Source organism: Rhodococcus sp. NPDC058521, from assembly GCF_042719695.1.
Taxonomy (GTDB): Bacteria; Actinomycetota; Actinomycetes; order Mycobacteriales; family Mycobacteriaceae; genus Rhodococcus_F.
The window spans coordinates 33,139-59,773 of the sequence record NZ_JBHXNL010000013.1 but is presented as its reverse complement, the minus strand read 5'-3'; the positions used below and the strand labels follow the sequence as shown (position 1 = coordinate 59,773).

The 26,635-nt window shown below is 65.3% G+C and carries 20 protein-coding genes; 13 read left to right on the top strand and 7 right to left on the bottom strand.

The genetic code is table 11. The features are described 5' to 3' along the window. Positions 1 to 14: 14 nt before the first annotated feature. Genes murJ through ACFWO3_RS17970 form a run of 3 tightly spaced genes read right to left on the bottom strand, consistent with a single transcriptional unit; the run spans position 15 to position 6,804 of the window. Positions 15 to 3,911, bottom strand: coding sequence for a murein biosynthesis integral membrane protein MurJ (murJ, locus tag ACFWO3_RS17980; RefSeq protein WP_378580214.1), 3,897 nt, complete (start codon positions 3,909 to 3,911; stop codon positions 15 to 17). After that, positions 3,908 to 6,271, bottom strand: a complete 2,364-nt coding sequence (locus tag ACFWO3_RS17975) for a DUF6049 family protein (RefSeq protein ID WP_378580212.1) — start codon at positions 6,269 to 6,271, stop codon at positions 3,908 to 3,910. The genes murJ and ACFWO3_RS17975 overlap by 4 nt, the downstream gene beginning before the upstream one ends. Continuing rightward, on the bottom strand, positions 6,268 to 6,804 hold the full coding sequence (locus ACFWO3_RS17970) for an NUDIX hydrolase (protein WP_378580210.1): 537 nt from the start codon (positions 6,802 to 6,804) through the stop codon (positions 6,268 to 6,270). The genes ACFWO3_RS17975 and ACFWO3_RS17970 overlap by 4 nt, the downstream gene beginning before the upstream one ends. 127 nt (positions 6,805 to 6,931) lie before the next feature. On the opposite strand from ACFWO3_RS17970, the gene ACFWO3_RS17965 reads away from it, so the two are divergent. Next, complete coding sequence (locus ACFWO3_RS17965; protein ID WP_378580349.1) at positions 6,932 to 8,392, top strand: CCA tRNA nucleotidyltransferase; 1,461 nt, start codon at positions 6,932 to 6,934, stop codon at positions 8,390 to 8,392. A gap of 50 nt (positions 8,393 to 8,442) precedes the next feature. Beyond that, on the top strand, positions 8,443 to 9,381 hold the full coding sequence (locus ACFWO3_RS17960) for an esterase/lipase family protein (protein WP_378580208.1): 939 nt from the start codon (positions 8,443 to 8,445) through the stop codon (positions 9,379 to 9,381). Here the strand turns inward: ACFWO3_RS17960 and ACFWO3_RS17955 are convergent. After that, positions 9,370 to 10,365 carry a hypothetical protein gene (locus tag ACFWO3_RS17955; RefSeq protein ID WP_378580206.1) on the bottom strand — a complete coding sequence of 332 codons (996 nt, stop codon included), beginning with the start codon at positions 10,363 to 10,365 and terminating at the stop codon, positions 9,370 to 9,372. The genes ACFWO3_RS17960 and ACFWO3_RS17955 overlap by 12 nt on opposite strands. Positions 10,366 to 10,508: 143 nt before the next feature. On the opposite strand from ACFWO3_RS17955, the gene ACFWO3_RS17950 reads away from it, so the two are divergent. From ACFWO3_RS17950 to ACFWO3_RS17915, 8 genes are all read left to right on the top strand, one after another. Beyond that, a complete protein-coding gene (locus ACFWO3_RS17950) occupies positions 10,509 to 11,762 on the top strand; it encodes a sensor histidine kinase (RefSeq protein ID WP_378580204.1) in 1,254 nt (417 codons plus the stop codon). Beyond that, entirely contained in the window at positions 11,723 to 12,406 is a 684-nt protein-coding gene (locus ACFWO3_RS17945) for a response regulator (RefSeq protein WP_378580202.1), read from the top strand. Before ACFWO3_RS17950 ends, ACFWO3_RS17945 begins: the two co-directional genes overlap by 40 nt. A gap of 85 nt (positions 12,407 to 12,491) precedes the next feature. Beyond that, complete coding sequence (locus ACFWO3_RS17940) at positions 12,492 to 13,259, top strand: VOC family protein (RefSeq protein ID WP_378580200.1); 768 nt, start codon at positions 12,492 to 12,494, stop codon at positions 13,257 to 13,259. A gap of 152 nt (positions 13,260 to 13,411) precedes the next feature. After that, entirely contained in the window at positions 13,412 to 17,530 is a 4,119-nt protein-coding gene (locus tag ACFWO3_RS17935; protein ID WP_378580198.1) for a molybdopterin-dependent oxidoreductase, read from the top strand. Positions 17,531 to 17,665: 135 nt separating this feature from the next. Then, on the top strand, positions 17,666 to 18,070 hold the full coding sequence (locus ACFWO3_RS17930; protein WP_378580196.1) for a molybdopterin-binding protein: 405 nt from the start codon (positions 17,666 to 17,668) through the stop codon (positions 18,068 to 18,070). After that, entirely contained in the window at positions 18,067 to 18,846 is a 780-nt protein-coding gene (gene modA, locus ACFWO3_RS17925; protein WP_378580194.1) for a molybdate ABC transporter substrate-binding protein, read from the top strand. The genes ACFWO3_RS17930 and modA overlap by 4 nt, the downstream gene beginning before the upstream one ends. Positions 18,847 to 18,856: 10 nt before the next feature. Then, positions 18,857 to 19,663, top strand: coding sequence for an ABC transporter permease (locus ACFWO3_RS17920; RefSeq protein WP_378580193.1), 807 nt, complete (start codon positions 18,857 to 18,859; stop codon positions 19,661 to 19,663). Beyond that, positions 19,660 to 20,730, top strand: a complete 1,071-nt coding sequence (locus ACFWO3_RS17915; RefSeq protein WP_378580191.1) for a sulfate/molybdate ABC transporter ATP-binding protein — start codon at positions 19,660 to 19,662, stop codon at positions 20,728 to 20,730. The genes ACFWO3_RS17920 and ACFWO3_RS17915 overlap by 4 nt, the downstream gene beginning before the upstream one ends. Positions 20,731 to 20,739: 9 nt before the next feature. On the opposite strand, the gene ACFWO3_RS17910 is transcribed toward ACFWO3_RS17915, so the two are convergent. After that, positions 20,740 to 22,239, bottom strand: a complete 1,500-nt coding sequence (locus tag ACFWO3_RS17910; RefSeq protein ID WP_378580189.1) for a DUF4185 domain-containing protein — start codon at positions 22,237 to 22,239, stop codon at positions 20,740 to 20,742. Between the two features lie 161 nt (positions 22,240 to 22,400). On the opposite strand from ACFWO3_RS17910, the gene ACFWO3_RS17905 reads away from it, so the two are divergent. Further along, complete coding sequence (locus tag ACFWO3_RS17905; RefSeq protein WP_378580187.1) at positions 22,401 to 22,931, top strand: hypothetical protein; 531 nt, start codon at positions 22,401 to 22,403, stop codon at positions 22,929 to 22,931. On the opposite strand, the gene ACFWO3_RS17900 is transcribed toward ACFWO3_RS17905, so the two are convergent. Then, positions 22,851 to 24,143, bottom strand: coding sequence for an MFS transporter (locus ACFWO3_RS17900; RefSeq protein ID WP_378580185.1), 1,293 nt, complete (start codon positions 24,141 to 24,143; stop codon positions 22,851 to 22,853). The two genes, ACFWO3_RS17905 and ACFWO3_RS17900, sit on opposite strands and share 81 nt — an antisense overlap. 21 nt (positions 24,144 to 24,164) lie before the next feature. Continuing rightward, a complete protein-coding gene (locus tag ACFWO3_RS17895; protein WP_378580183.1) occupies positions 24,165 to 25,115 on the bottom strand; it encodes an NAD-dependent epimerase/dehydratase family protein in 951 nt (316 codons plus the stop codon). 143 nt (positions 25,116 to 25,258) lie between these two features. Between ACFWO3_RS17895 and ACFWO3_RS17890 the strand changes: the two genes are divergently transcribed. Further along, positions 25,259 to 25,954 carry a TetR/AcrR family transcriptional regulator gene (locus ACFWO3_RS17890; protein WP_378580181.1) on the top strand — a complete coding sequence of 232 codons (696 nt, stop codon included), beginning with the start codon at positions 25,259 to 25,261 and terminating at the stop codon, positions 25,952 to 25,954. A gap of 52 nt (positions 25,955 to 26,006) precedes the next feature. After that, the gene (locus ACFWO3_RS17885) at positions 26,007 to 26,612 is read left to right on the top strand and encodes a YqgE/AlgH family protein (RefSeq protein ID WP_378580179.1); all 606 of its coding nucleotides are present in this window, start codon (positions 26,007 to 26,009) and stop codon (positions 26,610 to 26,612) included. The last annotated feature ends 23 nt before the right edge of the window (positions 26,613 to 26,635 follow it).

Here is a 26,635-nt window from a genome sequence, read left to right as displayed (position 1 = left end):
GCGGCGCTTCATCCCTATCGGGCCGCCTCGAATGCGACTTCACCGATGGACGATTGGTTCTGGCCGCCTTCCTTGGACAGCTCGGTGATCCAGACGAGGACGTTCTGGGTGGAACCTTCCATCCGGACGGGAATGTCGGTGACGCCGCTACGCAGGTCGCCGTTACCGATCACCTGGGTCTGATCGAGACCGGCATCGGGCGAGGGGGCCGTCCGGATCTCCACCTTGGTGCCTGGAGTGGGCGAATCGATCGTCACCTCGGAGAGAGTGGTCGGATCGGACAGCGTGAGCATCAGGCCGACGCCGTTCTTGAGCGACGGGAACGGCTGGAAGTATGCGTCCGTACTCCACACCGTGGCGGGGTCGCCGTCGATCGCCAGACGAGCGTTCGCGGGGCTGTCCGGTGTGCCCTGGGGTGAGAAGACGGACACGCCGTTGGCCGCGACCACAGGACCGGGGCCAGGTGCGGGGGCTGCGCCTTCGCCGTCCTCACCTTCGCCCTCCGCGGCAGGTTCCTCCGGGGCACCGGAGAGACCGATGTTGGTCTGCTCGGCCAGCGGCGCGGTCGAGCTGCTGCCGGTGAGGAAGTTCGCCAGCCAGAATCCGAGCAGAGCCAGCGCGACGACCGTGGCGATCGACAGCGCAGCCAGCGCGATCAGCATCTGATTGGACTTCTTCTTCTCCGCCTCGACGGCTTCCGGATCGGCGAGTGCGTGTCCGGAGGCCCCCGGCGCTCGTTGTCCCAGGCGCAGTGCGGGGATCATCTCGGTCTTCTCGTTGACGACCGAAGCCTGATCCAGGATGTGCTGGACCGTGGCCGCCGTGCGGATACCGCCGTCGGTCTCGAGCGAACGCAACGCAACCGCCGAGATCTCGAAAGGCACCTCGGGGCGGATCACGCGGGGGCTGATGGGCGCACCGCTCGAATCGCGGTCTGCCAGACGCATACCGCCGACGCTGCCTGGCGTGTGGTTGCTCTTCTCGCCGGGCTTGCCCGGTTCGGCGAGCGGCCACCGAGCCGTGATCAGGCCGTACAGCATTGCGCCGAGACCACGGACGTCGGACTTCGAATCGGCGTCCGCGAGAGTTCCGGGGAACGCGAGGACGGCATCACCGTTGATGCTGATGCGAACTCGATCGGGGTGATCGATCGAGAGAGCGCCGCCGGCGCGGTGGGCGGCCTCCCCGGCTGCGGCGAGTGCCCGGATCGCGCTGGCCGCGCCGATCGGTGAGGGCTTGGTGTCCGCCATCTCGCGGAGGGAACGGCCTGGGGTCCATTCTGCGACCACGATGCCGCCGGAACTGCCTCGAACGACGTCGAGAACACGAGCCAGACCGGGCTGGTTGATACGTCCGAGACGGAGGGTTCGAGACAGGATGGCCTGCGGGCCCTCGGGGCCGCTCGACGTCGACTGCTGTTCGGCATCGACGAAGGTCAGTGCGACTTCGCGGTCCAGTTTGATGTCGAGGGCCTGCCAGAACTGGAGACCGCGTGCGCCGCCGTGTGGGGTGAGGAGGCGGTAGCGTCCGCCGGCCACCGAAGCGCCGGGAATGAGCTTGGGTCCGCGGGCTGCGGGGCGCGGATGATCGCCACGGTCGATGCCGGTGACCACCGGCATAACCCCGGTGTCGACCGTGTTGTCGCGGCCGGAATGACTGCCTTCCTGGCGTGTGGTCCGCGGTACCTTGCGAACGGCGGTCGGTCCTTCGGCGGGAGTTGCCTTCTCCGTCTTCTCCGGCTCCTGCGTGGCAGGTTCGGTCGGCGTCTTCGCGGTGCCTGCATTCTCCGCGGAGATGCTGGTGGTCGGGCCGTCGATGCCGTTCGCAGGGGCGGTCGAATCGCGTTCGGATGCTTGCACCGCAGAACTTCCGGCAGCCTTGCCGCCGGGCACGTCGTCGTCGCTCACCCTCACTCCTTCACCTTCGAATGCCCAACTTCGACCCTGCCCGGGCTGCATTCCCGCCCGATGCCGTCCAGGGTACGGGAGTCCCGAAGGTTCATCGTGCACGTACGGACCGGTTCGGACCACCGGTATGAGTTCGGTTTCCGCGTCGAACATGGGATCGACGGCCGCCGAGGGTTCTGCGTGTCCGCGCATCGCCCGCACCTTTCGGGTGACGGCCACGGTGATCGACAGGATCTCGGGCACCTTCGCGAACCACAGCACGATGAACGTCAGACCCAGCATCAGGACCGCGTCGAGAATCACGCGGATCATCGATCCCGGGCCGCCGAGCGACTCGGTGAGTCGGCCGAGTCCGACCAGTCGGTCGACTCCGAGCATGACGGCCGCGCCGATGACGGAGGCCAGGACAACCTTCCACACGGTCTTGCCGACGTTCGCCATCTGCAGGTTTCCGAGGCTGCGATGTAGCAGGAATCCGCCGATAAGGGCGCCTGTGACGTACGCGAGACCGTTTGCGGCGCCGAGCAGGATCACGACCTGGGTCGGGCTCGAGGCGAGGATCGGCGTCAAAGACGACAGGGCGATCTTGACGCTGGTGATGCCGAGGACGATCCAGGTGGGAGTCCAGGCCTTCTCGCGTGCGTAGAAGATTCGCAGATGGATCAGCACGAGGGCGTACGGGAGCAGGGTGAATGCGGACCAGCTCACGGCTTCGCCGAGGCGGTTGGCGTCCGAGGACCCGAAGTTTCCGTATCCGTACAGCGCCTCGCCGACCTGGGGTCCCATGAAGGTCAGGAACACGACGATCGGAACGAGCGAGATCATCGTCAGGCGAGTCGCCACCGACAGATCGTCGACGACCGCGGGTGTGTCGTCGGCGGCGGCGTTGCGGCTCAGGCGCGGCATGATGACGGTCAGCACGGTGACGCCGAGGACGCCGTACGGCAGCTGTAGCAGCGCCCACGCATTCTGATAGATGACGGGTCCGGCTTCGTCCGCGTGCGAGGAGATCCGGGTGGCGACCACCATGCCGGCCTGGCTGAGCAGCACGTACAGGACGATCGCGACGGCCATGCCGCCGAACTGCTTCAGCCGCTCGTCGATTCCCCACAGTGGCCGAAGGTCGACTCCTTCGCGCCGGATCGCCGGAAGAATGCTCACTGCCTGCGTGATCACGCCGAGGGTGACGCCGATGCCGAGGGTCAGCAGTTTGGGGTCGCCCATCCGGACCGGGTCGAGGGATATTTCGCCCGGGGTCACGAGGTAGACGACGAGGACCGCAAGGACGACGAGGTTGTTGAACACGGGCGCCCAGGCACCGGGGCGGAACACCTGCCGGGTGTTCAGAATGGCCGTGAACAGTGCGGACAGGCCGTAGAACACGATGGCCGGCAGCAGTAGGTACGACAGTGCGGTCGTGAGCTGGGTGCTGACCTGCCCGTCCTTGGACAGGAACAGGTGCTGGGTGAGCAGCGGCGCGGCCGCAGTGGCGAGAACAGCTCCGGAACCGAGAAGGAGCAGCGAAGCCGTGAACAGTCGCCGAATGAACTTCGCACCACGATCCGGGTCTTCACGCTCCGCGCGGACGAGGACCGGGACGACGATCGCCGTCAGCACCGCGCCGAGCAGGAACTCCGAGATCATGTTGGGGATGACGCTGGCGACGGTGAACGAACTGGCGACACCGGCGCCGAGGATCGTGACGATCAGCAACTGCTTCGCGAACCCGGTGATGCGGCTGATCAGGGTGGCGATCGCGATCGAACCGGTGGACGCGAGGAGGCGGGAGTTGCTGTGTCCCTGTTCTGCGTCGGCGTCGTCGGCTCGTTGTTCCGACGGGGCGGGGGGTTCCGGGCGAGGATCTGTGCGAATCGCGGCGAACTGCACGGTCGGGGCGTCGTCGGACCGGTAGTGATGGTTGTCCTGATAGTCCCGTTCCCACGGTGTGACGCGTGGATGGGAGCGGGCAACGGGACGGCCCCGTTCGGGGATGTTCCCGGTCATGAACGTTCGTACCCTTCGTCGGCTGGGTCTGGCTGCCCCCGGAAACGATGCCACAGGCGGCGACCGGCGAGAAGCAGCAGCAACGCGCCGGCACACCCTGTCAGTATGGCCAATGCCTGACCGTAGGCGTTGGACCGGACCGTGGCCGTCGTCGGTTCTCCCAGCGCACGGCCGTCGGCAGTGGTCAGTGAGAACTTCACGTCGAGTTTGCGTGAATCGTCGATCTGGGCGGGCACGGTGAGAGTGCGGCTACCGCGCGGCGGCAGTGTGGTGGGTCCGATGTCGGTGATCTCCACCCCGCTGGGTGCATCGACGTGCAGACGCACGTCGATTCCGATCGGCAGGTCGTTCCGGGCGACGAGCAGGAGTGGGCTCTGCTCGGAGGCGAGGGTGTAGACACCGCCGGGAGACACGACGGATACCGCCTCGCGCATATGGTCCAGAGACGTGGCGACCTGTTCGGTGCGACGCACCGCCGCTTCCTCGGCCCGTGCTCTCTCGGCGTCGCGCCTATGGGCGAGGCTCATTGCGCGAAGCAAGTCCTCACGCAGGGGTGCGGTGAATCTGGCCGGGGTGAGGAGACCCTGTGGGTCGGGAACCAGCGCGGCCTGCAGTGATTCGATGCGCGGCAATTGGTCTGCTGCCGCGAGGCGGACTTCTTCGGTGGTGCCGTCCTCGCGGGCCCGGTGCGGGTAGTCGAGTTCGGTGATACCGGGCAGGTCCGGGGTACCACCGACGGCCTTGTCCAGCGGGCGAGGTGTGGCCAGACCGGAGCGATACAGGGACGACAGGCCGGCGAGGAGTGCCTCGGCGTCGTCGCCATCGGCGCTCCACAGCTGCGGCGGCACCAGTACTGCAGTTCGCGGCGGTGCAGGTTCGCCACGCTCGGGTGGATTGAGTGCCGACCACGACATCGCGCCCAGGGCGTCCTGACGCCGAGCGGTCTCGGAGTCGTCGACCAGCTTGTACCGCGACCCGGGAGGGGTGAACGACGGGGTCTGTGGGTTGGTCCCGACGGCGGCCAGAGAGGCGGCGACGGACGGATCGAACAGGAGTGCATCCACCGCACCTGCGGCGGATTGGCCCTCTGCCGCAGAGAGTGGATCGAGGAGGCGTGCCCTCTCGCCGGTGATCGGATCGACATCCACCGCGTTCGACGCGACGAGGGTCGTCGTATCCTTCTCGCGGCGCAACGTCGCGGCGGTGGCCGTGTCCATCACCCCGGAATCGCTCCAGACCAGGCTTCTCATGGTGGTGACGCCGAGGATGCTGTCCACCAGATCTGCAGGTGAACTCAACGCGCTCTCGGTCAGCCTCGGATTTCCGATTGCGGTGAGTGCGGCGAGATCGACCTGCGCGAACGGCAGTGCAGTCGTGCACATGTTCTGTGCCAGTGCCTGCACGCGGTCCAGCCACGCTGTTGCCGCGTCGCGCCCCGCGCCCTCGTGAGTTGCTCCATTGGGCTGCCGGGGGTTGTCGAGCACGAGATAGCCGCGCGTCATGTTCTCGACCGTGATCAGCAGGTCAGGGTCCACGCCGAGGCACAGACTGTCGCGAAGCTCGTGATTTCGGTCGGCACTGTCGCGGGTCGCGGACTCGAGTGCAGACACCAACTCGTCCAGCCGACCACCCTCGTCGAGCGACTTCGCCAGATCGTCGTCCACCAACCGGACCGGGTCGTTGACGGACCCTGGAATGCCCGCCGCCAAGCGGGGGCGGTCGGCGAGGGGCCACATCATCGTCATCCCCACCGGGCTGGCGGTGTCCGGCGGGACGGCGGGGGTACCCGGCACCCCTAGGACGGGCAGCAGGAACCGGGCATCGTCGAGACGGGCGGCGCCACCGTACGCGGGAGTGCCGTTGACGTTCACCATCAGCGGGTAGACCCCGGGTTCGGTGATGTCGAGCGATGCCTCGGTGTCCGACCGCAGGGGCAGGCTGAGCGTGAAGTCCTTGCTCGCGCCTTGGGTCAGACGGTTCGCGACCGTGTCGAACTCACCGACTGTGTCGTAGCGAGACTGATCGACGGTGAGGGACGACCGAAGAGCGGGGCTCTCGGTGATCTCGGGGCCGCGTTGCAGGCGGATGTCGACGTCTTCGACGGGGCGATCGCCCACATTGCGAATCGAACCCTTCACCGTCACGACCGGCTCGCTCGAGGTCGTGACCGAAGACGGGGTCACCTCGTCGATGTCGAGGTGCAGAAACTGTGGTTCTTCGGTTTCACTGTCGCCTCGTATGGGTGCGGGGTCCTGCGTGGGTGCCGGGGTTGCCGAGGCGAGGGTGGCCGCAGTAGGTCCGAAGGACACTGCCACCGCGGTCATGATCACGGCGCCGGCTCGGCGCAGGACCGGCTTCATCCGGCGTCGGCATTCATCTCGGTGATGAGGTCGCCGGCCACTTCGGCCAGCTTCCGCTCGTCCGCGTAGGCAAGCTTCGAGCCGAGTTCCGTGAGCGGCACCCAGGCCACTTCGGTGACCTCCACGTCCTCGTCGGACAGTTCTCCGCCGAGAAAGCGCAGGAGATAGTGGTGAACGGTCTTGTGCACCCGGCGGCCTTCGGTGACGAACCAGTAGTCGATGCTCCCGAGTGAGGCGACGACCTTGCCCTGGATGCCGGTCTCTTCCTCGACTTCGCGCATCGCTGTCTGCTCGGCCGATTCACCCTTTTCGATGTGACCTTTCGGCAGGGACCACAACAACCTGCCCCGACGGTCCGTCCGGCCGATGAGTGCAGCACACAGGCCTTCGCGGGGGCCTCCGAGACCGTTGACGACGAGACCGCCTGCCGAGGTTTCCCGGACCGTCCGCATGCGAGTTTTCGCGGATGAGCCGACGCCGGAGCGTCGCCGTGAGTTACGGCGACTCCTGTTGGCACGCTCGGCAGCAGACACCCAATCGATAGTAGAGGTCGCCGAGGACGGTCTCGAACGCCACACGCGGCGGCGTCGGTACGGGCTTCGAGCCCATCCATGCGTACGTCGCTATTTGCGGCCCTCGGTAAGCTTCCTGGTCGTGACAATTTCCCCTGCCCCCGGTGCGTCCGACGAAGAGCGGCGTGCGCGCCTGCTCGCTGCGGCCGCCGTCACGCTGCGGCAGCTGTCCGACGTGTTGACCCCGCTGGGTGAGCGGTTCGCCGCCGCCGGCCACGAGTTGTACCTCGTCGGTGGCAGTGTTCGTGACGCGATTCTGGGTCGTCTGGGGATGGATCTGGATTTCACGACCGATGCCCGTCCAGAGCAGGTACAGGCCCTGTTGAAGGGGTGGGCGGACACGGTGTGGGACATCGGCATCGAGTTCGGGACCGTGGGCGCCCGCAAGTTCGGGCAGGACATCGAGATCACCACCTTCCGGGCCGATGCCTACGACAGGGTGTCCCGTAACCCGGTGGTCGCATTCGGTTCGAAGCTCGAGGACGATCTGGTTCGCCGTGACTTCACGGTCAATGCGATGGCGGTACAGGTGGGGGCGGACGGCTCGCATACGTTCGTGGACCCGTTGAACGGGATGGACGCCCTTCTCGCAGGACGACTGGACACCCCGTCCGCACCCGAGGTCTCGTTCGCGGACGACCCGCTTCGGATGCTGCGGGCCGTGCGGTTCGTGTCGCAGCTCGGATTCACGCTGCAGGAGCGGGTGCACGATGCAATCGTGGACATGGCCGACCAGATCGACCGGATCAGTGCGGAGCGCGTGCAAGTCGAGCTGGACAAGCTTATTCTCGGTGAGTTTCCGATCGACGGCATCAACATGATGTGCGAGACGGGGTTGGCTGCGCGGGTGCTCCCCGAGGTGCCGGCGATGAAGCTCGAGATAGACGAGCATCACCAGCACAAGGACGTCTACTGGCATTCGTTGACGGTTCTGAAGCAGGCGATCGACCTCGAGGAAACCGACCCCGACCTGGTGCTGAGGTGGGCCGCTCTCCTCCACGACATCGGTAAGCCGGACACCAAGCGAAACGAGCCCGGCGGCGGTGTCAGCTTCCACCATCACGAGGTGGTCGGCGCCAAGATGGTCCGCAAACGTATGCGGGCCCTCAAGTACTCGAAGCAGATGGTCGACGACGTGTCGCAGTTGGTGTTCCTGCATCTGCGATTCCACGGATACGGCAAGGGTCAGTGGACGGATTCGGCGGTGCGCCGTTACGTCACCGATGCGGGTGAACTGTTACCTAGGCTGCACAAACTGGTCCGGGCCGACTGCACCACCCGCAACAAGCGCCGTGCAGCCGCCCTCCAGGCCACCTACGACGACATCGAAGAGCGCATCGCGCGCCTGGCGGAGCAGGAAGATCTTGCGCAGGTTCGCCCCGATCTGGACGGCAACGCGATCATGGAGCTTCTCGGCATTCCGGCGGGACCGCAGGTGGGCAAGGCATGGAAGTTCCTCAAGGAACTCCGGCTCGACCGCGGTCCGCTCGGTCGTGACGAAGCGGAAGCCGAGCTTCTGTCGTGGTGGGCGACGCAGCCGAAGGACTGAGTCTTCCGAAACCGTACCCACGACAACCAAGCACTTGCTAGGTTGCCGCCATGGGGAGAAAACTGATCGCGGCGCTCGGCTCGGCAGTCGCCTTGATGCTTGCGGGCACCGGCACGGCCTCGGCCGAGGAACTGCCGGTGCCCTTCAACTTCTTCGGCGGAATCGCGCCGGAGCTCGCCGATCAGGGAGGCTCCCTGCCCGGCTCCAACGACTACGACTGCACGCCGTCGGCCGAGCACCCGAATCCTGTCGTGCTCGCCCACGGGACAGGTGGGGCACAGCAAACCAATTGGGGCACATACGTTCCGCTGTTGAAGAACGAAGGGTATTGCGTGTTCGCCCTTACTTACGGTGCGCCGGAGGGGTTGCCGTGGCCGGCGACGGCAGTCGGGGGCATGGGCCGGATGGAAGACAGCGCACAGGAATTGGCCACGTTCGTGGACGGGGTGCTTGCCTCCACCGGCGCATCCAAGGTGGATATCGTCGGGCACTCCCAGGGAACGATCGTGCCCGCCTACTACGCGAAATACCTGGGCGGGCGCGACAAGATCGACAAACACGTCTCGATCGCGCCGGCGTGGAACGGCACGACCCTGGGCGGAGCGGACATCATCTTCGAGCAGGCGCGGCGGCTCGGATTGCCGCCCGAGAGCTTCCCGATCTGCCATGCCTGCGCGCAACTCGATCCCGAATCGCCTTTCATGCGGGCCATCCGCGAGGGTGGCCACTACTTCCCCGAGATCGAATACACGAACATAGCCACGAAGTACGACGAACTGATCGCCCCGTTCTGGTCGGGCCTGCCGCCCGGTGGTGACAACGTCCACAACATCGTGGTCCAGGACGGATGCGACATCGACTACACGGAGCACGCCGGGATCGCGGGATCCCGGCGCGCCGCCTACTTCGTGTTGAACGCTCTCGATCCAGCGAATCCACGGTCGGTTCCATGTGACCGGGCTGCACCGCTGTCGGGTTCACCGTTCTGAAGAAGCCTGGTTGTCCTCGCTTCGTGCGACGACGGCGGTAAGGGCCATGACCCCGAGAACGAGTCCGACGGCTGTCTGGAAGAAGGTGTGCACGTTCTGGATGCTCATGCCCTCGGTGGTCGCGCCGGACAGGGGGGAGGTCGTGAGTGTGGTCATGAGGCCCCACATTCCCCAAGCGAACATCGATCCGCTCCCGAGCCACGCCGCGAGTGCCGCGATGCCGTAGGACCGTCCGCGTGGGATGCCGTGAACGAGTGCGAGTGAACCGAGGATTCCGGCTATCGCGAACAGTTCCGTGATGGTGCCGACGATGGCGCTGGTGGCGTCGCGTGCGGCGAGCATGTCGGCAGGCTGTCCCCACGGCAGTCCCCACGCCCAGGCGAGCGAAGCGGCAGTGGTGGCGGCGCCGAACGCCGAGGCGCCGATGACGAGTTGTCTGCGCATGGTCTGGCCCGGTCCGCCGGCGGGTTCTTCGAGGTCACCGTGAACGGTGTGCCCCCATCGGTGAGCAGCGTAGAAGAGGAATCCGCCGACCAGGAAGACTCCCTGGACAGCGAACCCGCCGTAGACGATCGGTCGCACCCAGTCGGCCAACGGCAGTCCCGAGTCGCTGGTGCCCGAGGCCGACACCAGTGAGGTCAGCGGCGTGGCGACGACGATGGGTCCGAGCAGCCCGGACGCCACCCACGCGGGCAGCAGGAGCAGCGCGGCCGGTATTCGGTTTCCCAGTCTGGTGACGAAGGCGAGCGCGAGCACGATGGCGATCACGTCCATACCGGCCGTGACGAAGTTGAGGGCATGGAGCACGGGGTCGGCGAGGAAGTCGCGGTCGGTCACTCCGACCTCGTTGCCGGTGAGCCACAGGGCCTTGAGGGTCAGGTACGGGACGGTGGCGAGAATTGCTCCGCCGGACAACAGGATTCGGGCTGCGGGAACCCACTCTCGGGTCCGGGCTACGGGCTGGGACGTTTCGGTGATGGTCATGTTCTCAGCGTTGCGGGAACGTCCGGAATGCGGTTCCCGCCTGCGGGTGAAAATTCTTCCCTCTCATGGGGGATTCACGGACCCTGGTTTGCTGCAATGATGCGAGGGTGACAGAGGTGGTGCGGAAAGCGACAGTGCCGCTCGTGAGCGCGTCCACGTACCTGCGGGCAGTGCATCTCTTGCTGGGAGCCGTGCTGCTTCTCCCCTACGCCGGTTTGGTTGCCATGGCCGTCGTCGTATTTCGAAGCAACGGCGCGAGCGGTGCGATCGCCCTGACTCTGTTGATGGGTGTCGCATTCGCCATCGCGTTCGGGATCGCGTTGCTTTCCCCGGTGAGACCACTCGCGATCGTCGCTGCCAGGGGCCTGCTCGGTGTGGATCTACCCGACGTCACTGCTACGGCCGCACGAACCTGGTCGACCCGGTTTCGGACGGCCGGGTGGTACTGGACCGTTCTGATACTGGGCAGCTTCGCCACACTCGTGCTGCTGTACGGGATCCCCACGGCCGTGGGTCTGATCTCCCTGCCTCTCGGCGGCACCGATTCGACGACCACGGCAGCTCTCGAAGACCTGGGGTGGGCCGTCGATTCGCCCGGAGAATCGATCCTCGCGGTGGGGATCGGCCTCCTGATACTGATCGCAACGGGTTACGTGATCGTCGGTTGTGGAGCCCTTTTGGTGCGCGTCGCACCGACGCTTCTCGGTCCGACGCCGGCCGATCGCATCGAGGCACTGCGCATCCGTGAACGAGAGTTGGCGAAGAACAACCGTCTCGCACGCGAACTGCACGATTCGATCGGGCATGCCCTCACGGCAGTGACGATGCAGGCAGTCGCGGCGAGAAGGGTTCTCGACAGCGACGTCGAGTTCGCTCGTACGGCATTGGGACACATCGAGGTCAGCGGACGTGGTGCCCTCGACGAATTGGATGCGGTGCTCGCGACGCTGCGTGCCGACGACAAGCCCGAGCCGGCTCGGACGCCCGACCTCGCCGACACGGATCGGTTGTTGTCCGCCGTGGCGGGAGACGTTCGAGTTACCGTCACCGGAGACCGAAGTCGGCTACCGGAGAGCATTTCTCGGGAAGCGTACCGCGTGCTTCAGGAGGCCGTCACCAATGCGGTGCGACACGGGGACGGCGAGCTCGTGGACGTACTGATCGCGGTGTCCGAAAGTGACGTCGTGGTGCGGGTGGACAACGGTGTCACCGAATCGAACGAAAGTGGTGTGGGAGAGCGTAGGGGTGGCACGGCCGGTGTCGGCGGCAGGGGTCTGACGGGCATGCAGGAGCGAATCACCCTGGCCGGCGGCACACTCCGGTGCGGACGGGTCGATGCCGGAGCCGGTGCGGCCCGATGGTCAACCGAGGCCCGACTGCCGTGGGAGGCGAAGTGATCACGACGATGGTTGTCGACGACGACCCCTTGGTGCGCAACGCTCTCGGAGCCATCATCGGGTCGGACCCGGACATGACGGTCGTGGCGGAGGCGTCGGACGGCACACAGGTGAAGGATCTCGTCCTGCGCCACCGGCCCGACGTCGTGCTGATGGACGTGAGGATGCCGCTGCTGGACGGTATCGAAGCGACCCGCGAGCTGCTGCGCACTGTTCCGGAACCACCGAAGGTTCTCGTCGTGACGACGTTCGTCAACGATTCGTACGTGTACGACGCACTGCGTGTCGGTGCCTCGGGGTTTCTGCTCAAGCGTGCGGACGCCAACGAACTCCTGCGTGCGGTGCGGACGGTGTTCGCGGGGGAGTCGTTGCTGTTCCCGGACGCGATTCGTTCCCTTGTCGCCGCTGTGGCCGAGTCGCCGGACCCTGCCGGGACGGGCACCGTGCTCACCGCACGGGAACAGGAAGTGTTGAGGTCCATGGCACGTGGCCTGTCCAACGCGGAGATCGCCGCCGATATGTTTCTCGGCGTCGAGACCGTGAAGACGTACGTCGGAAACGTGCTCGCGAAACTCGGCGCTCGCGACCGGACTCAAGCGGTGATCCGCGCCTACGAAACGGGGTTCGTCCGCCCCGGCGAGTGAACTCGGCGTGTCGTGTCGGTGGGGAGGCCTACCGTCGTGGTCGTACCCACCAAGCAGCGCCACCCGACTTCAGGGAGCAACAGCGATGAGTGAAATAAGCACCAATCAACCGCTCGGTACCCCCACGTGGCTCGACCTCGGCATTCCCGATCTCGACCGGGCCATGTCCTTCTACGGCCCCCTCTTCGGCTGGGAGTTCGATGTCGGCTCCGAGGAGACCGGCCGCTACACGATGTGTCGGATGCGCGGTAAGGACGTGGCCGCGCTCATGCCCAATCCGGATCCGGCTGCCAAGAAGTTCTGGTGGAACGTCTACCTCGCCACCGACGACGTCGACGCCACGATGGACCGCATCGGAAAGGCCGGCGGCAAGGTCGTGGTCGATGCGATGGACGTCATGAACTTCGGCCGTATGGCCGTCGTCGTCGATCCGTCGGGCGGGCAGTTCTGTCTGTGGCAGGGCAAGGACCACGTCGGGTGTGAGCTGGTCAACGAGCCCGGTGCCTTGCTGCGCAACGACCTGGTGACGCCCGACCCCGGCCCGGCCAGGGAGTTCTACGCCTCCGTTTTCGATTTCACGCTGGACGGGAACGATGACATGGCCGGTGTCGATTTCACGTTCCTGCGTAGGCCGGACGGTCACGAGATCGGCGGAATCATGGGCATTCCCGACGCGCCGTCGTCCTCGTGGGGAACCTTGTTCCAGGTCGAGGACGCCGACCGGGCGGTCGCCATAGCGCGTGAGAAGGGCGGCGAGGCAGACGACCCCTACGACATGCAGTACGGCCGGATGGCGGAGATCCGCGATCCCTTCGGTGCGACATTCTCGGTCGGCTCCCCCCTGAACACCTGAAAGGCTCCTCACCGCTGAAACGTGTGTTCGGTGCATCAGAAGTCATCGAACCCTCACCTGGGTTAATCCCGACGAAACACGTGCGCCTGCAGCATTGATACAGGCCGCGCGCCACCTCGGTGGCGCATGCCGGGCAGGTGAGGAGGGCGTCGATGCAGCAGAAAGCCGGTACGTCCACGGTGAAGACTGCGTGCTCGTACTGCGGCGTCGGTTGCGGCATCGTCCTCGAGGTGGAGACCGATCCGGAAACGGGTCGCCGGAAGGTACTCAAGGCGGTCGGTGACAAGGAGCATCCGACCAACTTCGGCAGACTCTGCACCAAGGGCGCCACCAGTGCGGAGATGTTGGCGGCCGACGGGCGGATGGAGTCCGGGTATCTGCGTGCGCAGCGTGGCGAGCAGGCCCTGGCTGTTCGGGTCGATCAGGCGATCGCGGAGACGGCTCGCCGATTGAAGGGCCTTCTCGACGAACACGGACCCGACGCCTTGTCGTTCTACGTGTCGGGGCAGATGTCGATCGAGGCGCAGTACTTGATCAACAAGCTGGCGAAGGGTTTCGTCGGGACCAATCAGATCGAGTCGAATTCACGATTGTGCATGGCCAGTGCCGGGACCGGCTACAAGCAATCCTTGGGCGCGGACGGCCCGCCCGGCTCCTACCAGGACTTCGACAAGGCGGACGTCTTCTTCGTCATCGGCGCGAACATGGCCGATTGCCATCCGATCCTCTTCTTGCGGCTGCTGGACCGAGTGAAGTCCGGGGCGAAGCTGATCGTGGTCGATCCACGGCGAAATGCCACCGCGGACAAGGCCGATCTCTTCATGCAGATCAACCCGGGCACCGATCTGGCGTTGCTCAACGGGTTGTTGCACGAGCTCGTGAAGAACGGGCACACCGATCCCGAGTTCATCGAACGGTTCACCGAGGGCTGGGAGGTGATGCCCGAGTTCCTCGATGATTACTCCCCCGACCGGGTCGCGGAGATCACCGGAATCGCGGCCGAGGACATTCGGTCGGCCGCGCGCTGGATCGGTGAGGCCGATGAGTGGATGACCTGTTGGACGATGGGTCTCAACCAGAGCACGCACGGCACCTGGAACACGAATGCGATTTGCAATCTGCACCTCGCGACCGGCGCCATCTGCCGTCCCGGTAGCGGGCCGTTCTCCCTCACCGGGCAGCCCAATGCGATGGGTGGCCGCGAGATGGGTTACATGGGTCCGGGTCTTCCGGGTCAGCGGTCGGTACTGGTGGACGAAGATCGTGCCTTCGTCGAGGCTCTGTGGAACCTCCCTCCCGGCACGCTCCGGACCGAGGTGGGTACCGGCACTATCGACATGTTCGAGCAGATGGTGGCCGGGAACATCAAAGCGTGCTGGATCATCTGCACCAATCCTGTTGCCACCGTGGCCAATCGACGGACAGTGATCGAAGGACTCGAGGCCGCCGAGTTGGTGATCACCCAGGATGTGTTCGTCGACACCGAGACCAACGGATACGCCGACGTCATGCTTCCCGGTGCGCTGTGGGCCGAGTCTGAATCGGTGATGATCAACTCCGAGCGCAATCTCACGCTGCTGCAGCAGGCCGTGGACCCGGTCGGAGAGGCGATGCCGGATTGGCAGATCATCGCCCGCGTCGCGTGCGAGATGGGATATGCGGATGCGTTCAGCTACGCGTCCTCGGAAGAAGTGTTCGACGAGATCAGGCGCGCATGGAATCCCAAGACCGGCTACGACCTTCGGGGCATCACGTACGACCGTCTTCGTGAAACTCCGGTGCAATGGCCGAGCCCGCCGGACAACGAGACCGACAGAAACCCGATTCGCTACCTCAACGACGGGGTCAGCCAGACGCTTCTGAAGGGCGAGGACGGTGAGGCACCCCCGCTGGCCTTCGCGACCGCGTCCGGACGCGCTGCGTTCTACCCGCGCCCGCACATGGCACCCGCGGAAATGCCCGACGACGACTATCCCATGATTCTCAACACCGGTCGGCTGCAACATCAGTGGCACACCATGACCAAGACCGGCAAGGTAGCGAAACTGAACAAGCTCGACTCGGGCCCGTTCGTCGAGATCAATCCCGAGGACGCCGATCGGCTCGAGGTGTCCGAGGGCGATCAGGTGGAAGTCGCGTCCCGCCGTGGTCGGGCGGTGTTGCCCGCGGTGGTCACCGATCGAGTCCGCGCCGGCGATTGCTTCGCACCGTTCCACTGGAACGACAGTTTCGGTGAGTACCTCAGCATCAACGCCGTCACCAACGATGCCGTCGATTCCGCGTCGTTCCAACCGGAGTTCAAGGTGTGCGCTGTCGCCCTGACGAAAGTTGCTCCAGCACAGAAGGAACCCGATGCCGTGGCAATTCCGGTCGGAGCTGCCGCTGCGGAGATGAGCCGCATACTCGGTTTGGACGGCTCGACCTCCCCGAGCTTCGACGAGCACGAAAGGACCTACCTGGCCGGACTGTTGTCCGGTCTGCAGTCCACGGAGATCGACGGGGTGCCAGTCCTTCCTCGCACTGCGCCGATCTCCGGTGCCAAGCGGGTGTGGCTCGACGGCCTGATGGCGGGCCTCTTCTCACGGTCCGCGGTTCCGGACGGCCCACCCGGCTCGGAGGAGGAGTCGCTGCCACGCGGAGATTCCGCGCCGCCGGTCCTGATCCTGTGGGCGTCGCAAACGGGAAATGCCGAAGAGTTCGCCGAGCAGTGTGCACAACGATTGGCGAGCATCGACCGAGCCGCGAAGGTAGTCGACATGGACGACTACGACCTTGCTGCTCTGCCGGACGTCCGTGACTTGCTGGTAGTGACCAGCACGTTCGGCGACGGCGATGCTCCCGACAACGGCGCCGGATTCTGGGGTGCACTGGACAGCGAAGACGCACCCAAGCTGACGGACACCCGGTTCGCGGTTCTCGCCTTCGGCGACTCCAATTACGACGACTTCTGTGGACACGGCAAACGCCTGGACGCCAGGCTCGAGGAACTGGGCGCGACTCGGCTCACCGCACGAGTCGACTGCGAACCCGACTTCGAGGAAGCGGCCGGGCAGTGGCTCGACACCATCTGCACGGTGTTGACCGACGCCGCACCTTCCGTCGATCCCATCCCGGTCCAGCCCGGGCACCCGGTTGCGACCAATACCGCATCCCCCTTCACCCGCAAGGCTCCGTTCGTCAGCAAGCTGGTCAGGAATGTTCGGCTCAGCGCCGAAGGATCGGCGAAAGATGTGCGGCAGTTCGGGTTCGAACTGACGGACGAGCGGTTCACCTACGAGGCGGGCGACGCGTTGGGCGTGTGGCCGGAGAACAGCGAACATGTGGTGGACGAATGGTTGACGGCGACCGGACTGTCCGCCGATACCGTGGTGTCCGCGTCGGAGCTACCGGACATGTCTCTACGCGAAGCGTTGCGAACGAAACTCGAGATGGTCAAGATCTCCCCCGAACTACTGCGCTTCGTTCAGGACCGCGCCCAGGATGCCGAACTAGCTCGGTTGCTGCGCCCGCAGAACAAGACCGCACTACAGCAGTGGATGTGGGGTCGCCAAGCGGCAGACGTCATCTCCGAGTTCGGTGTTCGCGCGTCCGCGGAGGAATGGCTTTCGGTCCTCAAGAGGCTGCAACCCCGCCTTTACTCCATTTCGTCGAGTCCGAAGGTGGATCCCCGTGAGGTCCAACTGACCGTCTCCGCGGTTCGGTACGACCACGACGGAAAGAGCCGTACCGGTGTGTGTTCGACGTTTCTCGCCGACCATTGTGATGACGCCGACATCCCGATCTTCGTGCAGAAATCTGCGCACTTCCGACCACCTGCCGGGCCGGACACCCCGATGATCATGGTGGGCCCCGGAACCGGAATCGCACCCTTTCGCGGATTCCTGCACGAGAGAAGGGAACTCGGACATCCCGGTGACAACTGGCTCATCTTCGGCGAGCAGCACGAGGCCACCGACTTCTATTATCGCGAGGAGGTCGAGGGCATGCGTGACGATGGCTTTCTCACCCAGCTCGACGTGGCGTTCTCCCGAGACCAGCGCCAGAAGATCTATGTGCAGGACCGGATCAGAGAGCACGGTGCGCAACTGTGGCGGTGGTTGGAGGCCGGCGCGCACTTCTACGTATGCGGTGATGCCAGCCGGATGGCGAAAGACGTCGACGCTGCGGTACGAGAAGTTGTCAGCACACACGGAAAACGTGACGACGAGGACACGGAGTTGTTCATGAAGCAGCTCGCGGCGGACAAGCGCTACGTTCGCGATGTCTACTGAATATGTCGTCACTCAGGTGTAACGGAAATCTGGCCTGAAGGATGTGTTGGGGAAGGCTGAAAAAGTCGCAGATAAAGTCGCAGATACGGATCTATCCGAGTGGATTGTCCGCATTCGCTGAACTATCATTCCGCTATGTCGGGAATCCGAATCCGTGAGGCCGCCCAGTTGCTCGGTGTCAGTGACGACACCGTGCGTCGCTGGATCGACAACGGCAACCTCTCCGCGAACAAGGACGAGTCGGGTCGCAAGGTGATCGACGGGGCGGAACTTGCCGGCTTCGCTCGGTCGCAGTCGCCGGCTGCGCCCGACCTGCTCGGTTCGGATTCCTCCGCTCGAAACCGATTCGTCGGAATCGTGACCGCCGTGACGAGCGACAAGGTCATGTCGCAAGTCGAAATGCAGTGCGGCCCTTTTCGGGTGGTGTCGCTCATGAGTACGGAAGCCGTCCGCGACCTGGGGCTCGAACCGGGCAAGGTCGCGGTTGCCGTCGTCAAGTCGACGACGGTCATCATCGAAACACCCGGAGGAAATCCGTGAAGAAATCCGTCGCCTCGACCGCTGTCGGCGCGCTTGCTGTCGTCGTACTTGCCGGATGTGGATCCGAAGACGCGAATGGCGCCGACGATGCCGCCGAATCCTCCTCGCACATAACTGTTTTCGCAGCAGCTTCCCTGAAGACGACGTTCACCGAGCTGGGTGACATGTACGAGTCGCAGAACCCGGGTTCCACGGTCGATTTCGACTTCGCGGGATCCTCGACGCTGGTGTCACGCCTCGATCAGGGTGCCTCTGCGGACGTCTTCGCTTCCGCGGACGAGGCGAACATGACGAAGGCAGTCGACGCAAACCTCGTGAAAGGTGACCCACAGGATTTCGCGTCCAACACTCTCACCATCGTGACCACTCCGGGGAATCCGAAGAACATCAGTACTCTGTCGGACCTCACCGGAGACGGACTTCTGGTCGTGACGTGTGCACCGCAGGTGCCTTGCGGATCGGCGACCGAGAAGGTGGAAGAGGACGCGAATGTCGACATCACCCCGGTGAGCGAGGAGGCCTCGGTCACCGATGTGCTGGACAAGGTGACGTCCGGTCAGGCCGACGCCGGATTGGTCTACGTCACAGATGCCGCCGTCGCCGGGGACAAGGTCACTGCAGTCCCCTTCCCGGAATCCGATTCCGCGGTCAACACCTATCCAATCTCGGTGCTGGAAGGCACGGGCAACGCGTCGGCTGCAGAAGGATTCGTCGACCTGGTGCTGAGCGACGAGGGTCAGGCCGTGCTGGCAGAGGCGGGCTTCGCGAAACCGTGACAGGCGAGCTGTGAACCGAGCAACGACCCGGCGGGTGCGGGCGGGTCTTCCCGCCTGGATCTACCTTCCCGCAGCTTTGGGTGGCTCCTTCGTGGTATTGCCGCTCCTGGCGATGTTGCTTGCGGTCGACTGGTCCCGCTTCGGTGAGCTGATCACCTCAGAGTCTTCCGTCGCAGCACTCCAGCTCTCGTTGAAGACCGCGTCGGCCAGTACGGTGCTGTGCATCCTGCTCGGTGTCCCGATGGCTATGGTTCTGGCACGCAGTTCGTTTCGTGGGCAGCAGGTGCTCCGCTCGCTGGTTCTCCTTCCGCTGGTGCTCCCCCCGGTGGTCGGCGGTATCGCCTTGCTCTACACCTTCGGTAGGCGTGGCCTGGTGGGTGAGCATCTGGAAGTGGCCGGCGTTCACATCGCCTTCACCACGACGGCAGTGATACTCGCGCAAACGTTCGTGGCCCTGCCGTTTCTGGTGGTGAGCCTCGAAGGTGCGCTACTCACTGCGGGGCGACGATACGAGGACGTGGCTGCCACTCTGGGCGCCCACCCCACCACCGTGTTCAGACGGGTTACGCTGCCGCTCGTCCTGCCCGGTCTGCTGTCCGGTGCGGTGTTGTCCTTCGCCAGAGCTCTCGGTGAGTTCGGTGCGACGCTGACGTTCGCGGGCAGTCTGCAAGGAGTCACTCGAACCCTCCCCCTCGAGATCTACTTACAACGCGAGACCGATGCCGATGCGGCCGTGGCGCTCTCACTCGTTCTCGTGGTGGTCGCGATCCTGATCGTCGTCGTGTCGCGGTCCTGGGTAGCGAGGTCGCAACTATGACAGGACTGTACGTACAGGTGAAGCTGCGCGATCGCGGAGTGGACTTGGCGTTCGAGGTAGAACAGGGCGAAGTGCTGGCAGTGCTCGGTCCCAACGGTGCCGGCAAGTCGAGCATCCTCGCGATGGTTGCGGGTCTGGTGAATCCCGACGAGGGCAGGATCGAGCTGAACGGTCGGGTCCTCACCGACAGTGAGGCCGGCACATCGGTCCCACCGCACGGGCGTTCGGTGGCTCTTCTGGCGCAGGAACCGCTGCTTTTCCCGCACCTCACCGTGGAGGCCAACGTTGCCTTCGCGCCGCGAAGTGCCGGTCTCGGGCACCGTCGTGCGCGTGCACTGGCCTTGCGGTGGATCGACGAAGTGGGCGCAACAGAGCTCGCGAAACGGCGACCACGTGAGCTGTCGGGCGGGCAGGCTCAGCGAGTTGCCGTGGCCAGGGCGCTTGCGGCCGACCCCCAGTTGCTGCTTCTGGACGAGCCGATGTCCGCGCTGGACGTGACGGCGGCCCCGGCGCTACGTGTGCTGCTGCGGCGGGTCCTGCGCGAAGCGCAACGGACGGCATTGATCGTCACCCACGACATCCTCGATGCCCTCGCCCTGGCGGATCGGGTGATCGTCGTGGACGGTGGACGCATCGTCGAGTCGGGTCCGGTGCACGACGTGTTGACCCGTCCCCGAAGCGGATTCGCAGCCCGCATCGCCGGTCTCGATCTTGTGGAGGGTCGTATCGAAGGCGGAGTCTTGGTGGCATCGGACGGAACAACAGTGTCCGGGGCCGCGGAATCCGAAGTCGACGTGGATGCCTCCGGTGTTGCCGTCTTCGCACCGAGCTCTGTCGGTATTCACGTGCACACGCCGGAAGGCAGTCCACGAAACACGTTCAGGGTGATCGTGAGCGAGATGGAAACTCGCGGCAACGTGATCCGGGTGCGTGGGGCAACGGAGTCCGGTCTCGAACTCAGCGCGGACGTTACTGCGGCTGCCGTCGCCGAATTGGATCTGGTGCCGGGCGCATCCGTGTACTTCGCGGTGAAGGCGACCGAGGTCGGCCTCCACCGCGCGCACTGAAGGAGACGGTCAGTCGAGCTTCGCGTGCATGAGATACACGTTGTAGCTGTCCCACTCCGACATCGTGAAGTACAGATCCTCCGACGTCGACCACGGGTGGATGAATCCGCCGTAGGCCTTCGGGTAGTCGGACGTGTCGATCAGCACCGAGCCGTCCGACCAGGCACCCTGCGGGCTCGCCGACTCGCGGAGGACGATGGCGCCACGCGCCGGGTCGAGGTAGCTCATCTGCCACTTGCCGGATACTTCGTCGTAGCGGGCGGACAATTCGCTGGCGATGCCGGACATGATGGGTGTGGCGAGGTGCTGCGACACCGGAGTCCATGTTCCGTCTGACCAGTACTGGTATGCCGTGGGGTTGAGAACCTTGTCCGTGGGCACTCGTGCGAGCCCGATGGTGCCGATGCGTCCGTTGGGTGTACCGAACATGTAGACGTAGTCACCCTGCGGAACCATGGCCGACACCTGGAAGCGGGCACCGAAAACGTTCTCCCACTTGGCATGTTGCGATTTGATCCAGGTCTGTCCGTCGTCGTCCGAGTACGCGATGCCGCCGTAGTTCGTGTACCACATGCCGGGAACGATGCTCCAGCGCTTCACGGACATGTAGCTCATGAACTGACGGTCGCCGATGGCGAACCCGGAGGTGGGGATGGTCGTGGTCTCGAAGTTCTTCACGTGGCGGCTGTCGATGACCTCGGCAGCGTGGCAGCGGCTGTCCTGCACCATGCTGTCGATGGTCATGCCGTCCGAGAGATCGGTGTCCGAGCTGTGGCCCAGGACGTTCGAGCGCCAGTCCTCGCCGTTGGCACCGGGCGGGTTCCAGTCGCTGCCGAATGTGTCACCGAACGCGACGGCGACCTCGCCCGGCTTCGTCTCCCAGATGATGCCGAGGTCGGTTCCGTTGACCTGCCAGCGCTTGTCGGTTCGATTCTCGGAGCCCTTACCGGTCACCTGAGAGACCAGCCGAACGTCGCCGACCGCCGGATTGTTCACTGCCGGAGTGAGCGTGCCGGGTTCGGCCGGGTGCACGTCGGGTGCGGGGGCCGGCTGCGGCTCGGGACCGGGGCCGCCGGGAATCGGGATCGGGATGGTTTCGGGGATCGGGTCGATCTGGATCCGCGGGAACGGCAGGCCATCCGACCCCGAGGAGCCCGACGAGCCTGCGTCGTCGGAGTCCGTCTTGTCGGTCAGATCGGGGCAGGGGTCCGCGCACGGGTCGTCGGGCAGCGGCGCCTGGGGGACACGAGTGTTGTCGGCAGGCGGTCCGGGAACCGGAACGGGCACGAACTCCGGGTAGGTGAGCGGAACGTGCACGGTCTCGGGAATGGACGGCAGGAGCGGTCCACCCTCGCTCGGCGGCTCCTTGGCGGGGTTGTAGCCCTCCTCGCCACACGAGTTGGTGGGCAGCCAGTCCGCGGGCAGCGCCTGGGCGGTGGTGGTCCCGAATCCGACCGATGCGGCGAAGACCGTGATCGCGCACGAAGCGGATCCGACGGCGGCTCGCATGGAAGTGAATCGTGTGACCACTGTTCAGCCCTTCGCTCCGGCGACCGCACTGTCGTGACCGGTCGATCGGAAAGAAGATAACACCCGAATCGGACAGTAGCTGGGAGTGAGCCGGGGAGTCGGTGGGAACCGGATGAGGTTCTGCTGCGTCGTATCCCGGTATGGACCCTCTCGAGTATTCGTTCGGCGCCGGTGTCGACGCACCCACCACGTGGACTTCGCTCACCGATCTGAGCGTGGGAGCAGGTGGGTCGCTGGACGCCGTGCGGTTGGACTTCGACGGTGACGGTCTGCTGGACGATGCGATGTGGGACTTCGACGGCGACGGGGTCGCGGATCATTCGGTTCTCGACATCGACGACCAGGACGAGGTCAGGTTCTTCACCGATGTCGCAGGTGACGGCACGTGGAGTCACGAGGTGCCGCGGCCGGTCGTTCCCGATCCATCACCACCGGCCGAACCCGAGGTCGGTTCGTCGCGGCTCGACCATTCGCCCGGGGGCAGCTCCGAGTCGCGTCCGGTCTCGTTCGGCACGTCCGATGTCGGCGTTGCCCACGATCCGATCCTCGTACCGAGCGGCAACGTGGGCCGTCCGGATCTGGTGTTCCAGTCAGATGCGGCGGTTGTTCGCGGCGACGGCGAGCAATCCGAGTGCATAGACGCCGGAGGCGCCGAGGGCCAACGCCAGTGAATGCCCGTCGGCGGGAATCGCGGTTGCGGCGACTGCGATCGCCGCGATGAAGGCGAGGTTGAACACGGTGTCCTGGAGTGCGAACACCTGGCCACGACGGTCGTCGTCGATCTCGATCTGCATGGCGGCATCACCGGTGAGCTTGATGGACTGGCCGGCGAAGCCGAGAAGGAAAGCTCCGGCGAGCAGCGACATCTGGGTGAGGGTCGCGACCAACGTGGCCTGCACGAGCAGTGCGACCACCAGCCCGCCGACGACGGTTCGCGAGCGTCCGATTCGCGGGATGACGAGCGGTGTGGTGACAGCGGCGATCAGCATGCCTGCGGCGGTGGCGCCGAGGGCGAGCCCGAATCCTGCGAACCCTCCGGGTAGGCGGCTCTGGTTCTCGGTGTCGCGAAGGACGAGCAGCATGATGAGCGTGTCGACGCCGAACACGATCCGGTGGGCCCCGATGCCGATCATCGCGGTCGTGACACCGGGTGTGGTCCAGACAGCACCCGCACCGGTTTTCAGACCTGCCGCAACGGCGCGAATCGCCGTGGGGTGTTCGTTCTCGTCGCGATGCGGTCCGAGCAGTCCGGGTTGGAAGCCCGCCGCGGTGAAGGCGGCCAGCACCGAACCGGATGCGGCCAGACCGACGGCGGTTCCCGAACCCAGGTCACCGGCGCCGACGAGCCCTATGACGGTGACGGCCGCCGATGCCCCGAGCGCGGCGACCACCGAACCTGCCGTGGCGAGAACCGAATTGGTGGGGACCAGCCAGTTCTGACGGACCACCTTGGGTAGTGAAGCGGAAACTCCGGCGAGCACGAATCGGCTCACCCCCACGGCCGCGAGGGACAGGACGAAGATCGTCGATTCGTCGATTCCGCCGATCAGTAGGCCCGCGGTTGCGAGGATGAGCGTTCCGCGGAGAATGTTCGCCCACAACAGCACCGACCTTCGGTCCCAGCGGTCCAGGAGTGCGCCGGCGAAGGGGCCGAGAATCGAATACGGGAGCAGGAGAACGGCGAATCCGGCTGCGATCGCGGCGGGATCGGTGTGCCGTTCGGGGTTGAAGAGGATGGCGCCGCCGAGCGCGGCCTGGAACATGCCGTCGCCGAACTGGCTGGTGAAACGGACGGTGACGAGCCGGGCCAGACCGGGCGATTGCCGCAGAGCGGTCATGGTGGTGCGCCAGTTGGCGCTCCGTCCGCTCGCCCGATCCTCCACTCCGGAGACTGTATCGGTCCGTCACGCTGCGGTCTGTGCGATGCCTTCCAGGTCGCGCCACCACGCGACCGTGTTCGTGGCCGCCTCTGCGAGCGGGGTGGGTGTCAGGCCCAGCAGCCTCTCGCTGTCGGTCGAGCTCATCACGAACGGCTTCTCGAATTGATACACCATTTCGGCGAGTTCGCGGGTGTCGCCGTGGAGTCGGCCGACACCTCGCAGGAGCCATCCGGGGACCGCCGTCACCTTGGGTGATCGGACTTGGCCCGCGGCGGCGAAGGCTTCGACCATCTGGCGTTGCGTGACGGCGGGACCGGTGGGCGCGTGGAGAACTCGGTCCCAGAGTGACCGATCGTGGGCGGCGGCGATCATCGCGGCGGCGAGGTCGGGGACGTAGGTGAACGAGTGCGGGGCGTCGGCCGATCCGAGCAGCCACTGCGTTTTCCCCGCGAGGACGGTGGGCACCATTCGTTCGCCTGCCAGTGCGATCCGCACGTTGGGTCCGAAGAAGTCCGATGCCACGACGCTCACGGTGTGTGTCGGGGATTCGGCCCGCGCCTTCAGGAGTCGGGTCCGAACGCCGGGCTTTCCGGTGGTCGCTGTTCGTGGGCCGGTCTCGGTCATGGGCTGAACGGTCGAGTCGTACGAGTAGAGGCTCTCGGGAAAGGCCACCACGGCACCGAGTTGCCCGGCGGCTTCGAGTACGACCTTTTCGCCGGCCGGAAGTTCTCGGGACCACGCTGCGGCGCTGTACTTGCTGCCGTGGATGCAGTGGTAGATCGCGGTGGCGTCTTCGAAGGCTTCGGCGACGGCTGCGGGGTCGGAGACGTCCACCTTCGTGCGTTCGATGAGGGGGTGCTGTGGTCCGCTCCCGGATCGGGTGAGTACGCGTACGCGGCGACCGTCTTCGGCGAGTTGCTCGGCGACGGTCCAGCCGACGGGTCCTGCTCCGGTGACGATCTCGAGGTTTGTCATGGCGATCCTTCGATTCTGTGAGGTCCTCAGCGAGTAACGAGAGCACTGCTCTCTGATTCGAGAATGCGCCCGATGGTCGGCAATGTCAAGAGCACTGCTCTTGTTTGTTGACACTGCTCTCGTCGGGCGGGCATTCTGTAGTCGTGCCAGGTACTCCACGCGAACGCGCCCGCGAACAAACGTTGCAGGACATCACGCGAATCGGACGCGAACACCTCGAAGCTGTCGGCGCAGCGGCCCTCTCGCTCCGTGCGGTCGCCCGGGACCTGGGGGTGGTGTCGTCAGCTGTGTATCGATACGTGAAGAGCCGTGACGAGTTGCTCACCTTGCTGGTGGTGGACGGCTACAACGAGCTGGGCGTCGAAGTCGATGCGGCAGTAGCAAAGAAATCGGAGCCCCTCGAGCAATTCTTGGCGCTCGGTAGATCGGTCCGGGCCTGGGCCGTGCGTGAACCGGCCCGATACGGACTGCTCTACGGTAGTCCGGTCCCCGGGTACCACGCCCCCGGCGAGCAGACGACGACGCCGGGAACTCGAGTGGTCACCACGCTGGTGGAAATCCTCGATCGTGCCTACCGGGGCGGCCTGCTGTCCGGGGACGACACCGACGTCGCACCCGCGCTGGGCGCCGATCTCGAGCGGATTCGTACCGACCTTTGTCTGGAGATGCCCGCGCCTCTCGCGGCTCGCGGACTGATCGTGTGGTCGTCGCTGTTCGGTGCAGTGAACTTCGAAGTGTTCGGACAATACGGACCCGACACGTTCGCCGAACCCTCCGAATTGTTCGAGTATCAGCTCCGTGTCCTGGCGAAAGTGGCCGGTTTCGATCCGGTTCGATAGTGGGGTCGCGTCGGTTACGGCATCGGTCGGATGGCGGTGGAATGATGGTTCCGTGGAGTACGCAGAGGAACCCGAGGACCGAACTGCATCGGCCGAACCAATCGTTCGCCCCGGAAGTTTGTTGGTGTCTTCCACAGAACTGACCGAGCCTGCGTTTCGGCGAACCGTCATCTACATGATCGAACACAACGAGACCGGCAGCCTCGGTGTCGTCGTCAATCGGCCCAGCGAGACCGCACTGCACGATGTGCTGCCGCAGTGGACCTCGCTGGCTGCTCGTCCGGAAACCCTCTACGTCGGCGGGCCCGTGAAGCGCGATTCGGCGCTGTGTCTCGCAACCCTCCGGACTGGTGTCGAGATCGACGAAGTGCCCGGGCTGCGGCGCGTCCACGGACGTGTGGTGATGGTGGACTTGGACTCGGACCCCGAGGCTGTCATCCCGTTGGTCGAGGGTGTTCGTGTGTTCGCCGGCTATTCGGGGTGGACGTACGGACAGCTGGAGTCGGAGCTTCGCCGAGACGACTGGATGGTCATCTCTGCGTTGGCATCGGACGTACTCGCTCCCGCGCGCGTGGACGTGTGGGCCCAGGTCCTCCGGCGTCAGCCGCTCCCCCTCGCAATGCTTGCCACCCACCCGATCGACGTGGAGCGCAACTGAGTCACGGGTAGACCAGGGCAGGC

Bases quoted from the DNA above. Each gene is read 5' to 3' on its own strand.
- ACFWO3_RS17945 (WP_378580202.1), top strand. From the start codon at position 11,723: ATGGTCAACCGAGGCCCGACTGCCGTGGGAGGCGAAGTGATCACGACG.
- ACFWO3_RS17940 (WP_378580200.1), top strand. From the start codon at position 12,492: ATGAGTGAAATAAGCACCAATCAACCGCTCGGTACCCCCACGTGGCTC.
- ACFWO3_RS17895 (WP_378580183.1), bottom strand. From the start codon at position 25,115: ATGACAAACCTCGAGATCGTCACCGGAGCAGGACCCGTCGGCTGGACC.
- ACFWO3_RS17930 (WP_378580196.1), top strand. From the start codon at position 17,666: ATGTCGGGAATCCGAATCCGTGAGGCCGCCCAGTTGCTCGGTGTCAGT.
- ACFWO3_RS17955 (WP_378580206.1), bottom strand. From the start codon at position 10,365: ATGACCATCACCGAAACGTCCCAGCCCGTAGCCCGGACCCGAGAGTGG.
- ACFWO3_RS17975 (WP_378580212.1), bottom strand. From the start codon at position 6,271: ATGAAGCCGGTCCTGCGCCGAGCCGGCGCCGTGATCATGACCGCGGTG.
- ACFWO3_RS17935 (WP_378580198.1), top strand. From the start codon at position 13,412: ATGCAGCAGAAAGCCGGTACGTCCACGGTGAAGACTGCGTGCTCGTAC.
- ACFWO3_RS17915 (WP_378580191.1), top strand. From the start codon at position 19,660: ATGACAGGACTGTACGTACAGGTGAAGCTGCGCGATCGCGGAGTGGAC.
- ACFWO3_RS17905 (WP_378580187.1), top strand. From the start codon at position 22,401: ATGGACCCTCTCGAGTATTCGTTCGGCGCCGGTGTCGACGCACCCACC.
- ACFWO3_RS17910 (WP_378580189.1), bottom strand. From the start codon at position 22,239: ATGCGAGCCGCCGTCGGATCCGCTTCGTGCGCGATCACGGTCTTCGCC.
- ACFWO3_RS17960 (WP_378580208.1), top strand. From the start codon at position 8,443: ATGGGGAGAAAACTGATCGCGGCGCTCGGCTCGGCAGTCGCCTTGATG.
- murJ (WP_378580214.1), bottom strand. From the start codon at position 3,911: ATGACCGGGAACATCCCCGAACGGGGCCGTCCCGTTGCCCGCTCCCAT.